We start from the raw sequence: 13,546 nt of genomic DNA on the forward strand, positions 1-13,546 counted from the left end.
TTGGTTTTGCTTATTCCGATAGCAACAATGGCGCAAAGCACTAGCTATCAAAGCGCTTTCCAGGCAAATGTTGGGACTTCAAGACCTAGTTAAATCCCGTAAAAAATGAAATTGAAAAGATGTGTAATTGTACTCCATATGATTACGTATTATTGCAATTGACTTCATTTTTTATTAAATTTACTCTGAAATAAATGGATATTATTTTAAATCGTCAATCAATAGATAAAATTGTTCGAGATAGGTTGTGATGTTTTGACCTCTTTGAATTTATGCCCTATTCTACTACCTAGTATTTGGTTTAAAGGTAAGTTGTTGAAAAATAGATGTTTAAAATTTGGGTGTGCTTTGCTGCCACCCCGACTTATTAGATATCAAGTTCTAGCAAAAACCCTCTAAATATTAGTATTTAGGGGGTTTTTTATTTTTGGTCAGATCAATTGGAGGCATAAAATAGCATATAATTTATGCCCTATTCTACACCCTATTTTAATCTTGTATTATTGTATCTGTTTTGATGTAAAAATATGTTTATCAATTGTTTAATTATTAATTGACCCCGTTTGATGTTTTTTGATATCACATTTGAAAATGCCCCAAGATAGGGCATAAATGGGCACAGAAGAACAGGTGTCAAGACACAGAAAACATTTTCTGTGTCGTTCTTTTTCTGGCTGCTGAAGATTTAACCCGGAGGCTGGTATTTGTAAACAATCATGCCATCAATTTTTATTCCCTTACATATTCCTTCGGTACTGCCCGCCTACTTCATACAAGGCTTTGCTAATTTGCCCTAGCGAACAAACTTTACAAACTTCCATTAGTTTTTCAAAGATATTTTCTCCGGCTACAGCAGCTTTTTGTAATCCTTTAAGTAAACCATTCGCCAGTTCGGCGTTTCGTTGCTGAAAAGCCTCTAAAGTACTAATTTGGTACTTTTTCTCTTCTTCGGTAGCACGTATCACTTCTCCAGGGATAACCGTAGGCGATCCATTTTTGTTGAGGAAGGTATTTACACCAACTATTGGAAATTCTCCGGTATGCTTTAGCGTTTCATAATATAAACTCTCTTCCTGTATTTTACCACGTTGGTACATGGTTTCCATAGCACCTAGCACACCACCTCTATCGTTAATTCGTTTAAACTCGGCTAGTACGGCTTCTTCTACCAAATCAGTAAGTTCTTCAATAATAAATGCACCTTGCAGCGGGTTCTCATTTTTGGCCAATCCTAATTCTCTATTGATGATCAGTTGTATGGCCATCGCTCTGCGAACAGACTCTTCTGTAGGTGTGGTAATGGCTTCGTCGTAGGCATTGGTATGTAGTGAGTTGCAATTGTCGTAGATAGCGTAAAGGGCCTGCAAGGTAGTTCTAATGTCGTTAAAATCAATTTCCTGTGCATGTAACGACCTGCCAGAGGTTTGGATATGGTATTTCAGTTTCTGTGAACGATCGTTGCCTTTATATTTGTTTTTGATGGCTTTTGCCCAAATTCTTCGAGCTACACGACCAATTACAGCATATTCTGGGTCAATTCCATTACTAAAGAAGAAAGATAAATTTGGCGCAAAATCATCTATGTGCATGCCTCTGCTCAAATAATACTCTACAAAAGTAAAGCCGTTGCTTAAGGTAAATGCCAGTTGTGAGATAGGGTTGGCACCCGCTTCGGCAATGTGATAGCCCGAAATAGAAACCGAGTAAAATTCCTTACTTTTTCGCTGATGAAATATTGTTGGATATCGCCCATCATCCTCAAGGCAAATTCTGTAGAAAAAATACAGGTGTTTTGGGCTTGGTCTTCTTTCAAAATATCTGCTTGTACCGTGCCTCTAACCGAACTAATTGCTTGAGCTTTAATTCGCTGATAAATTGCTGCGGGTAGCACTTGATCTCCGGTTACACCCAAAAGCATTAACCCCAAACCATTATTACCCTCTGGAAGTTGGCCATGGTAAGTTGGTCTTTCTATGCCTTTGGCTTCATATAGCTGCTTAATTTTCGTTGCTACTTCTTCTTGCAGGCCATTTTCAATAATGTATTTTTCGCATTGCTGATCTATGGCCGCATTCATGAAGAACCCCAGCAACATTGGTGCAGGGCCATTAATGGTCATAGAAACCGAAGTGCTGGCAGCGCAAAGATCAAAACCAGAATACAATTTCTTTGCATCGTCTAAAGTGGCAATGCTTACGCCAGAGTTGCCTATTTTGCCATAAATATCTGGTCGCTCGTGCGGATCTTCGCCATATAGCGTTACCGAATCGAAAGCGGTAGAAAGCCTGTGCGCTGGTTGACCTAAAGAAACGTAGTGAAACCTTTTGTTAGTGCGTTCAGGTCCGCCTTCGCCTGCAAACATACGGGTAGGGTCTTCGCCATCTCGCTTTAGCGGAAAAACACCAGCCGCATAAGGAAATTCTCCGGGCAAATTTTCGGTAAGCAACCATTTCAATATATCGCCCCAGTCTTGATAACGAGGTAAAGCAACCTTAGGAATTTTTAATTTAGAAAGTGATTCATAAAAGAGCGGTTGCCTAATTTCCTTATCTCTAACCTTATAAATAAAGTTTTCTTGTTGGTATTGATATTTGGTATTGGGCCATTCGCGAAGCAATCGTTTACATTCGCCATCTAGTTGCTCCTCGTAATGTGATAAAGCCAATTCTAAAGCCCCACCTAAATCCTCCCCAGAGGGAAGTACTTTGCCTGTATTTTCCTTAAATAACTGAATTACACCCTCAAGATGGTACATTTTACGGGCAATAGCCACCTGTTTTTCTACCCATTCGTTGTATTGCTCGCTAGCTTCGGCAATTTCTGAGAGATATCTTGTTCTTTCTGGCGGTATAATGTAAATTTTTTCGGATTGGCTGGTGGTCATTCCCATTTTTGCCTTGAAATCTACACCAGTTTTTTCCTGTATTTTGTTCATCAGTGCAACAAACAAATTATTCATACCAGGGTCGTTAAACTGCGAGGCCATGGTGCCATAAACCGGAATTTCTTCGTCTTTGGCATCAAAGATATTGTGGTTGCGCTTGTATTGTTTACGTACATCTCGTAAAGCATCTAAAGCGCCTCGCTTGTCGAATTTATTGATTGCTACCAGATCTGCAAAATCTAGCATATCTATTTTCTCTAGCTGTGTGGCCGCACCAAATTCTGGTGTCATCACATAAAGCGAAACATCGCAATGTTCGGTAATCTCTGTGTCTGATTGACCTATACCCGAAGTTTCTACAATAATGAGTTCAAAACCTGCTACTTTACAAATGTCAATGCTTTCTTGCACATTTTTAGATAATGCCAGATTTGCCTGTCGGGTAGCTAAAGAGCGCATATAAACCCTTGGATTGTTAATGGCGTTCATTCTAATTCTATCGCCAAGCAGAGCACCACCAGTTTTCCTTTTAGATGGGTCTACCGAAATAATAGCGATATTTTTATCTGGCACCTCCATTAAAAATCTACGTACTAGTTCATCTACCAAAGATGATTTTCCGGCGCCGCCTGTTCCAGTAATCCCTAAAATAACGGTTTCTCTTTGCTTCGCGAAAGGAGAGGAGATGTTAGCAAACGCCTTATGAAAAGTTTCTAAATTGTTTTCGGCAATAGATATTGCAGTGGCTATAGCTTTGATGTCTTTGGAAGGTATTTTTTCTAGTTCATCTGTAAGGGTAGCTTTGGTAACGAAATCTGTTTTTTGCAGCATATCGTTAATCATACCTTGTAAACCCATCTTGCGGCCATCATCTGGCGAATAGATTTTGGCTATGCCATAAGCCTCTAACTCTTCAATTTCATTTGGTAAAATTACCCCACCGCCACCTGCAAAAATTTTGATGTGGCTTGCACCACGTTCTTGCAACAAATCGTACATATATTTGAAATATTCGATATGTCCGCCTTGGTAAGAAGTCATAGCAATGCCCTGCACATCTTCTTGTATGGCACAGTTAACCACTTCATCTACAGAACGGTTGTGGCCTAAATGTATTACCTCGGCGCCGCTAGATTGCAAAATTCTACGCATGATATTAATGGTGGCATCGTGGCCATCAAATAAGGCGGCTGCAGTTACAAAACGTATTTTATGATTGGGTTTATAGATCTCGATTTTATCCATGATAGCAAATTTCCATTTGGAAATGAATAGTGATAAGGTTATAAATTTTGGTTAGAAAATTACTATTCAAAGGTAATGTTTTGCAAACTCAAAAGGCAAAATTCAACAGTAAAAATAGCGTGGTGTTTTTAATAAATTGATATTTTAAAGAGCTTTTAAATGAAAAATCCTCAATTCGTTGGTTCAAATTGAGGATGGTATTATGAGTTTTAAACTGATGCTTACTTCATTAGTTCGGTAATTACCTTGCCTATGGCGCCACTTGGTTGTTGGATGTGTAAAAGTGCCGATACGGTAGGGGCAATATCAGTCATGTAATATTCTTTATTGGTTTTGCCCGGTTTAACGCCCCAGCCCATAAATACGTTAGGGATATGGCTATCATAAGGGTTCCATGCTGCGTGGCCAGTTCCCGGACTTAAAGTTGGATACCAACCGGCATCTAAAATGATATACACCTCTCCGCTACGGCGAGCGTTGTAACCATTCATGATTTTCATTTTTAAATCTTGTGGTAAACTTACATTGCCTAGGTTTTTTACATCTACTGCATTTAATACACCTTCCTGTTTTACTAAATATTCGATACTAAACTCTTTGATTTTGCTGTAATCTGCATTTGCAGCTTTAATGGCATCAGTATCAAAAATCAGTTGATTGTTTATTAAGGTAAAAATGGCATCTTTTACTTTAAATTCTTTTAAAATTAAGCTGTCTAGTTCTGTTTTATATTTTTTAGGCGCTAAACCACCAGCCGGTAATTTATGCTCTTTAGAAAAGCCTGGTACGTGGGTAACGCCATGATCGGCAGTTAAGAAAAACAGGTAATTGCCTTTGCCTATGGTTTTATCAAGGTAATTGAAGAAGTCTTCTAAATCTTTATCTAAACGCAAATAAGTATCTTCTAGTTCTATAGAATTTGGCCCAAATTGGTGCCCCACATAATCTGTAGACGATAAACTAACAGCTAAGAAATCTGTATTACCCGTTTGGCCTAGCTTTTCGGCATTAAGTGCAGTTTTAGCAAACTCTAGGGTAAAAGTATTACCTTGAGGCATGCTGGTCATTAACGAATAGTTTTTATTTGCGTATTGCTTAAACAAATGCGGAAAAGTTGCTGCTTTTTCGTCTTTAAATAAACGTTCGTAAGGTTTATCATCAGCTGTGCTTTCTGTATAAGTGGCTATTGGGTATAAAGTATTCCAATCTTCCGCAAAATATTTGTTGGGTAGTTTTTTAGCATTAAAATCATTTACCCAAGTAGGTAATTGCTCCATATAATGTGTACTGGTAATAAAGTTTCCAGTAGCGCCATCGTACCAATACGAACCATTGGAGGTATGGCCGCCGGGCAAAATTGCACCCCTATCTTTAAGCGAAACACTAATTACCTTACTTCTAAAGTTGGTGGCCATGCGTAGCTCATCGGTTACGGTGGTAACTAGTAAATTTTTAGGCGACATTAAGCCAGCTTTGCTAGTGCTACCAACAGTCTTTACGCTCTTATCTTCTACGCAGTAAACATCTCTGCCCAATTGCGGATCGAACCAATTGTTACCAATAATGCCATTAATGGCCGGCACCGAACCCGTATAAATTGAAGAGTGGCCACAAGCAGTTAGGGTAGGTGTGTACGGAATTAATGTATTTTCGGCAGAAAAACCTTCGTGCAGTAAACGTTTGAAACCTCCTTGTCCGTAGCGGCTATAAAAGCGATACAGGTAATCCCAACGCATTTGATCTACCACCATACCCACTACCAATTTTGGGCGGGCAACAGTTTGCGGATAGGTTGTTGCAGTAACTGTATTCTTTTTTGCTTTTTGGGCATTTACATTAAACGTAAGTAAAACTAACAGAGAGAGGCATAAAAGTTTAATATTCATTATGGTGTTATGTGTTTTTTGTAAAGGTATCAAATGGAAGCTAAGATAACGAGGAGATATTGTAAAGTTTCTATATAATTTCGGCCACTACAAAGGTACTACCACCCACAAAAATGAGATCTTTAGCATTGGCATTAGTTTTTGCTGCCGCTAATGCCTCGGCTACGGTATTAAATTTTTTCCCTTTAAGTTGATAATTAGTGGCTTGTTCTGCTAATTCGTTTACTGGCAAAGCTCGTTCTAACTGTGGCTGGCAAAAATAGTAGGTAGCATTTTTTGGAAGCAATGCCAAAACCGCACTAATGTCTTTGTCTTTTACCATGCCAATTACCAAGTGTAAGTTTTCGTGTGGAGTTTGGTCGATGTTTTGAACCACTTCGCTAATACCGGCTTTATTGTGTCCCGTATCGCAAATTACCAACGGATTTTTAGCCAATGTTTGCCATCTGCCTTGTAAACCAGTCAGTTTTTTTACGTTTTTTAATGCCTGGTAAATGGCTTCGTCTGCAATGTGATAGCCTATTTTACGTAACTCCTGTACAGCCTCTATTACGGTAACTATATTCTTAAGCTGATAAGTTCCGGTTAAATCTAGGTGTAGTGCCTTTAATAAGGCTTGATTTTGTTGAACAACGTCTAATTTTAGCGTAGTTGATTGCTTTGAGATGTTGGTTACTTTCAAAGTATCTTCTGCAAAAATTAAGGGTGCATTTTGTTCTTTCGCTTTTTTGATAAAGACTGGATCGGTTTCGGGATGGCGTTCGCCAATTACTGCAAGTATGTTCGGTTTGATAATTCCTGCTTTCTCGAAAGCAATTTCTCCAAAAGTATTGCCTAGCATATTGGTGTGATCTAAGCTGATGTTGGTAATAACCGAAAGATCTGGACTAATGATATTGGTAGAATCTAATCTGCCGCCCAAACCAACCTCAATTACAGCAACGTCTACTTTTTCTTGCTCAAAATAGGAGAAAGCCATGCCAACGGTAACTTCAAAAAAAGAGGGCTCTATTTGCTCAATGAGCAATTTTTGCGTTTTTACAAAGTTGGTTACAAAGCCTTTGGATACCATTTTGCCGTTTACACGAATACGTTCTCTAAAATCTTTAAGATGTGGCGAAGTGTACAAGCCTGTTTTATAACCTGCTTTTTGTAAAATGGCAGCCAACATGTGCGAGGTAGAACCTTTACCGTTGGTGCCCCCAATATGTATGGTTTTATATTTGTTCTGCGGATTATCTAGGGCATTACAAAGTGTTATTGTATTGTCTAAATCTTTTTTAAATGCCGCTGCGCCAACTCTTGTAAACATAGGCAAGCGACTGTAAAGATAATCTACCGTTTGGCTGTAATTCATAACTGAAGTCAAAGATAGGAGATTGTATTTCTTAGCGCAATGTGAAAAATAAGATTTACATAATAAGTTTATAATTAGGTAATTAAAGTGTTATTGCAAGTTGATTAAAAACAGTCTTAACTGCCCCGCCTTTTAGGCACCCCTCCAAAGGAGGGGAATGTAGGTCGAAATTCCCCTCTTTCAGAGAGGTGGCCTAAGACCGGGGTGTTGTAGAAAGATAAATATTAATCGAACTTAGGTAAATAGCTATCGTTGAATACGATCTTTATTTTAATTTAGTAAAATATCTAAATACGCATTAATGAAGAAAATATACTGCTCAATTTTATTATTTCTTATCTCGGCTGTTGCCGCATTTGCGCAAAAATTAACTGAGAAAGAAAAAATTGCTTTCGATGAAATTGCTTACCATCGTTTTAGGGTTGGCGAGTACGAGAAAATACACAAGTGGGTAGTGCCTATACGGTACAAGGTTATTGGAAATGACAGCAAATATATCTTAGATGAAATAGATACCACTTTTAGACAGTTGGCAAAACTAACCAATTTAGATATCAAAAAATCTGATGACGATGACGAGGTAAATTTTATTATTGCATTGAGTGCAGATGCGGATGTGCTTGCGCAGTTGTCTGACAATGTGAAGAAATATGTCAATAGTTTTGGCGGTTTTGCCTTTAAGGCCAATAAGAAAAGTGAGATTTATAGGCTAGAACGCTTGTTTGTGATTGCTAAGTATCCCAGCAAGGCCGATGTGCGTTACGTGGTTAAAAAAGGTATGGTTACGGGCTTTGGTTTTTTTAAGAAAAGCGAAACCGCCCCTAAGAGTATGTTTTATAGCGCAAACAATGGTAAGCTTAAAATTGACGATTTTGATGCAGCAATCATTAAAGCTTTTTATCACGAAAACATCAAGCCCGGAATGACAAAAGAGGAAGTTGACCCGCTTTTACAATAGGTTCAACTTCCTCTTTTCATGAGTGACTTTTTAAGCTTATTTTACTATAAATTTAAAAGGAACATAGAAAATACGAATATCTGGTCCTTTACTGATAGCATTTAAAGATGCGTTGAGCATCGCTCTTTCGCATTTATCTTCTAGCGCATTGTTTTTAAAGGTGCTTCCTCTAGCTCCAGCAGTTGCTCTCACAATTCTACCAGATTTATTCACTTCAATTTTAACCATAATGGTTCCACGCTCTTGTCCATCGTCTTCTGGTATTACCAAATTTTTGAAATTACTCAAGGGCAATGGTTTGTTGCCAAAACCAGAACCACCATCACCGTAAAAAGGAGTTAGCGGATCGCCATCAACATCGCCTTGGTTGCCAGGTGTTGAGCCAGTACCATCGCCGCCACCAGTGGCATTGTTCTTTTTGCCTTTGTAAAGTGCATTGGGATTAATTGCAGGCTGTTCTACTTTATTATCTTGCGTAGCACTAGGATTGGCATTACTTTTAACCGCTTTGGTGTTTACACTTACTGCCTCTTCGTTATCCTGTGTGGTCAAGTTTTGATCACTCAGTTGCGATTGGGTGCTTTTCGTGGTAGGGTCTGGCGTAATTTGGTCTGGCTTTTTGCCATTAGCACTAGGATCCATTGATGGTTCTTCCATACTGGTGTAATCTGTGCCCATTCCTTCTACCGATGTGCCGTAGTTTACCACCATGCCGCCCATGCCCAACTCTTCGTTAGGTTCGAATTTGCCAATTATCCATAAAAAGCTAAGGGCAATAAAAGCCCCCATTAGCCCTGTAGAAATGGCCAAAGCTTTTGGATAATTATTTTCTTCTTTATGGTTATGTGCCATGTTTACTTTTTCTGTTCTACTGCAAGAACAACTTTCAATTTCAATTTGTTAGCCACATCAAATACTTTCATGGTATTTTCTATAGATACCCCTCTGGCCACATACAATACAATGGTTAAGTCGGTGTCTTGTTGTATCTGACTTTGTATTTGTGATTCCATCGCTTCTAGCGAAACAGGTTTCTTATCAACGAAATAATTTAGGTTTTCATCAATACTTACCGTAATAGATTTTTGGTTGTTGGCCTGCTGACCAGAAGAGGAGCGGGGCAACAACAACTTTACCACCTGTGGGTTTACCACAGCTGAGGCCAATAGAAAAAACAGCATCAAGAAAAACATGATGTCGTTTAAGGCAGCTGTGTGCACCTCTACATGACCTTTTTTTCTGTTCTTTAAATTCATTATTTGCCTGGTTCTTCTAAAAGATCGATAAACTCAATTGCTTCGGTTTCCATTTTAAGGATGATTTTCTCTACCATCATGTTTAAGATGTGGTAAAGTACGTAGGCCATAATCCCAATAATCAACCCTGTTGCAGAAGTAATCATTTTGGTATAAAGACCGTCAGAAATGGTGCCAATTTCAATAGCACCTTCGGCAGCTACACGCTGAAAAATGGTAATTACACCAATGATGGTACCTACGAAACCCAACATGGGCGCAATACCCGCAATGATGCCCAAAATGCCAATGTTCTTTTCTAATTTGGCTACTTCCAGTTTTCCGGTGTTTTCTATAGCACCTTCAATATCTTTAATAGGGCGGCCAATACGTTTTAAGCCCTTCTCTAACATACGAGCCAAAGGAGAAGGTGTGTTTTTACACAAAGCGATGGCATTTTCCAATCGGCCATCTTTAATGTTCTGTCTAATTTGAAACAAGAGATTGGTATCGTCTTTAGAAGCTTTACGCACAGTTAAATACCTTTCGATAAAAATAACCAAGGCTAAAAACGCTAATAATGCCAGCGGAATCATTACCCAGCCACCTCTAAAAAGTAGGTCTATAAAGTGAATTTGCTCTTGTGTTTTAACGGCAGCAGTAGTTACAGTTTGTGCTGTATCTGCTAAATTTTGCACTGTGTCTTGTAAATTAGCCTGTAATAGTATCATTGTGTGTTATTTGTTTTTAATGGGTTGAGCATAGATATCTTTGTTATTAAATTGCTTACGAAATTTGATAACGTATTTTTGTGCCGAATCTATATGGTTGTAGGTTGCAATGCTTATATTTTTGCGTTTGCCATGCATGGTAGATATTTTCGCATCGAACCCTTTTTTACGCATACGCGAAACATAGTCGCTTGCTTTTTTTTCTGTAGCAAAAGAAGCAATAATCACATCGTAGGTATAGGTAGTGGGCGCTGCTGTTTTTGTGGTGGTAACCTTTAGCGTATCTTTTGCTTTTTCTACCTCTAGCCCTACTTTTTCAGCACTTTTCATAATGCTATCTGCAAAAGAAAGAGAATCTGTTTGGCTTTTTAAATTGCTTCTTTCAATAGGTACGGCTATTTTTTCGTTCGGGTTGGTGTTGTCTCTTTTAAAGTTTTCAAAAATAGCTGGCCTCACAAAATAAAGAATAACCAAAGCTACAGCCACCATAAGTAAACCTAGTAATAGCTTTTGATAAAAAGGCATTTTGGTTTTTTCTGCTACTGCTTGTTCTTCAAGCTCTTCGCTATCAAAATCTTCAATAAGCACATTTTCTTCCTGTTTGGCTTTACGCTCAATGGTATCGAAATTCCATTCTTGTGTAGTAGAATTTAATTTGAAATCTTCTGGTTTTTCTTCTTTTGTAAAAGTAATAGCTGCACCAGCCTCATTTTCAACAAATGTTTCTTCTGTATTAAGGTCTTCTTCAGAAATTACATTATCTTTTTCAAAATCCCAAGTATCTTGATCGTCTTCTTGCTCTACTTCATTGTTGGTGTCAACCGACCTAACTTCTTCAAAAGTTTCGGGTGCTGTAGGCTCTTGTTCGGTTTCAGCTAGGCTAGCGGTATCTTGGTTTGCTGCGTTGAGGCTTTCAAGTTGTTCTGTTACAGTCTGTTCTTCTACAATATCTACGTTCTCGCTTTCTTTGCTAGTACTTGTTTTGTCTGTAAATTCAAGTTTATTTATTTCTTGCTCAAATTCTGGAACCTGCACTTGCTCTATCTGAGGTTGCTCAGCTACGGTCTCAGGTTTCGAAAATTCTTCTGGTTCCTCATTGCTTGCAGGGCTTATTGCAGCAGTTACTGGGGGTAAAGCAAAAAAATCGAAACCTGTATTAATGTCTTGGCTCGGCGTAAAAGTCAGGTGGCCATCAGCTTTTTGCAGCGTTCCTAGATTGGCCAGTTCATAAGCTCCATTTGCTAAAGATTGCTGTACTTCTGCAACAAACTGGTTAATGAAATATTGAGCAGAATCTGCTGAGATACCTCTTTTATTTTGGATATATTCGGAAAGTGCTGTGTTTTCTAACTGTGCCGTAGTAAACTCTAAAGCATAGCTAGGTGGCAAAAACGAATGGGTTTCTGCATCGTACCTTCCTGGTGTTTTCTTTTTATATAAAGTACCTAAGCCTTCAATTCCTATTTGTTTACGGGTTTTTAAAAGTGCTATAAGGTATTGTAATATATCCATTTAGTAAAATAAGTATAAGTTTAACCTTTTAAAACGAATAGGTTAAGCCGCCAAAGATATTGATTCCATTTAAACGATAGTATAAAAATCTGCTGTAGTTATTGTTTAGCAAGTTGTTTGTTTTAACAAAAGCCGAAAATTTGTTGTTGATTTTATAGTTGGCACCCAAACCTAAATCTACAAAGCCTTTAACGGTTACGATGCTTTCGTTATTAAAATCTGGTACTGGAGGATAAGTGCCATCAGGATTTAAAGGGTTTGCTGTAAAAACTTTGGCTCTGCTATCGTCTTGCATCATAACGGCAGCATCAAATGTGAGTTTCTTATTGTACACAAATGTAAAGTTTGATGATAAACGTAATTGCGGTTTAAAGTAGCTTTCTTTCTCGGTACCTGCTTTGTAATCTTCCATATTTAGTTTACCGGTCCATTTTAGGTTGTCGCTAACTTGTACCGATAGTTCTCCTTCTAGGCCCAATATTTTTGTCTTGCCGAAATCATAGATTACATCAAATTTATTAAACGAATCGAAATTATTTACGAACAGCGGCATATCGGTAATTTCTCTACTGTAAACCTTTGCTTTGTAGCCAAAACCTGGCCCGCCAGTGCCCTTAATACCAGCACTAAAACTTAGTTTTTCTATGCTATTTTTAATCAGGATGTTTTGGTTCAAGAAAGGATTTTCGTCAGTTAAGTCTTTAAAAGTGTTACGGTTTACATCTCCCTTAACCTCTCCAAATAACTGTAAGAAATCTGGGATCAAGGTAAAATCTGCAGTAATGGCAGGGAAAATCCTAGTGGCAGATTTAGTGCCAAATTCTTGTGTAATGTTAGCACCTGCAACTATTTTTACACCACCTGCTTGCAATTTGATGTACGGATTAACACGTAACAAATTATTAGAAACATCAGTGTTTAAGTCTTTGGTTTTGCCAAACTCTGCCGATGCCGCCAAACCTAAATTGAAACTACTGATGCGTTTATTTAAGTAGCCATTTAAAGTAAATGAACTTTCTTTGGCGCTAAACCTATCATTAAACATATAGGCGTTAACTTTTGCCGCATAACTTAATGCGTCTGGGTCAGCGGTAAACTTACTAATTGCTTCGCCTTCTAGTTCAAAGAAATTGAAAGCTTGTTTTTCTGGATTTGGATTTAAACTTGGATCAGCATCGTTTATTCCGTAAAAATATAGGCCATGGCGTTGGTAATTTAGCTTGCCGTTTAGGGTGGCACTTTCTCCAATGCTGCGTACAAAGGCACTTAACTGTTGGCGGTTTTCGTCTTGTTTGTTCAGCTTGCCAGATTGGCCAAAATGCCTAAAGAACACACCTGTTTGCAGTGCAGGGTCTTTGCCCATACCTACGTATGCTTCGGCAAGAAAGGTACCCAAGTTCCCAAAACCACCTTTAGCATAGTTGTTTAATAGTTCGGCTTCACGCTCATCAGCTACTTTTTGTGCTTGTAGCTTTTGGATATCGGTATTCAACGCTAGTTTTCTATCTGTTAATTGATAGTTGAATTTAGCTTTGTAAGTTTTAATGTTATCCAAATCCGGACTTCTTCTCAACTTTACCGCTTCGGCCAATACAGGTTTGTAAGGTCTTATAATTTCGATTTCTTCGCTAACCGTTTTTTCAGTCTTTTCTGGAGGTTTTACATCTTGCGCATGCAAACCAGTTGCGCCGAAAATTAAGGCAAGCGTTAAATATGTTGTTTTATTAAAGTTCATTTT

At 38.3% G+C, this 13,546-nt stretch carries 8 protein-coding genes and 1 pseudogene; 1 reads left to right on the forward strand and 8 read right to left on the reverse strand.

What is annotated here, in order from left to right:
* Positions 1-737: 737 nt before the first annotated feature.
* The 3 genes and pseudogenes from OVA16_RS12480 to OVA16_RS12490 all read right to left on the reverse strand — a co-directional run bounded on the left by OVA16_RS12480 (position 738) and on the right by OVA16_RS12490 (position 7,372).
* Positions 738-4,129: pseudogene (locus tag OVA16_RS12480) on the reverse strand (methylmalonyl-CoA mutase family protein).
* A gap of 221 nt (positions 4,130-4,350) precedes the next feature.
* Positions 4,351-6,015: an alkaline phosphatase PafA gene (pafA, locus tag OVA16_RS12485; RefSeq protein WP_267759838.1), complete on the reverse strand. Its 1,665-nt coding sequence runs from the start codon at positions 6,013-6,015 to the stop codon at positions 4,351-4,353.
* Between the two features lie 70 nt (positions 6,016-6,085).
* Entirely contained in the window at positions 6,086-7,372 is a 1,287-nt protein-coding gene (locus OVA16_RS12490; RefSeq protein ID WP_267759840.1) for a bifunctional folylpolyglutamate synthase/dihydrofolate synthase, read from the reverse strand.
* Positions 7,373-7,673: 301 nt separating this feature from the next.
* Here OVA16_RS12490 and OVA16_RS12495 point away from each other — a divergent pair, with 301 nt between their 5' ends.
* Positions 7,674-8,330 carry a DUF2927 domain-containing protein gene (locus OVA16_RS12495; RefSeq protein ID WP_267759842.1) on the forward strand — a complete coding sequence of 219 codons (657 nt, stop codon included), beginning with the start codon at positions 7,674-7,676 and terminating at the stop codon, positions 8,328-8,330.
* 36 nt (positions 8,331-8,366) lie between these two features.
* Here the strand turns inward: OVA16_RS12495 and OVA16_RS12500 are convergent, their stop codons facing one another.
* From OVA16_RS12500 to OVA16_RS12520, 5 genes are read right to left on the reverse strand one after another with little or no spacing between them, the layout of a single operon-like run.
* Positions 8,367-9,182, reverse strand: a complete 816-nt coding sequence (locus OVA16_RS12500) for an energy transducer TonB (protein ID WP_267759845.1) — start codon at positions 9,180-9,182, stop codon at positions 8,367-8,369.
* 2 nt (positions 9,183-9,184) lie between these two features.
* Positions 9,185-9,586, reverse strand: coding sequence for an ExbD/TolR family protein (locus OVA16_RS12505; RefSeq protein ID WP_267759847.1), 402 nt, complete (start codon positions 9,584-9,586; stop codon positions 9,185-9,187).
* The gene (locus tag OVA16_RS12510; protein ID WP_267759849.1) at positions 9,586-10,296 is read right to left on the reverse strand and encodes a MotA/TolQ/ExbB proton channel family protein; all 711 of its coding nucleotides are present in this window, start codon (positions 10,294-10,296) and stop codon (positions 9,586-9,588) included. The genes OVA16_RS12505 and OVA16_RS12510 overlap by 1 nt, the downstream gene beginning before the upstream one ends.
* 6 nt (positions 10,297-10,302) lie before the next feature.
* Entirely contained in the window at positions 10,303-11,808 is a 1,506-nt protein-coding gene (locus tag OVA16_RS12515; RefSeq protein WP_267759851.1) for an SPOR domain-containing protein, read from the reverse strand.
* A 28-nt stretch (positions 11,809-11,836) separates the two neighbouring features.
* Complete coding sequence (locus OVA16_RS12520) at positions 11,837-13,543, reverse strand: TonB-dependent receptor (protein ID WP_267759853.1); 1,707 nt, start codon at positions 13,541-13,543, stop codon at positions 11,837-11,839.
* Between the last annotated feature and the right edge of the window lie 3 nt (positions 13,544-13,546).

Source organism: Pedobacter sp. SL55 (genome assembly GCF_026625705.1).
Taxonomy (GTDB): Bacteria; Bacteroidota; Bacteroidia; order Sphingobacteriales; family Sphingobacteriaceae; genus Pedobacter.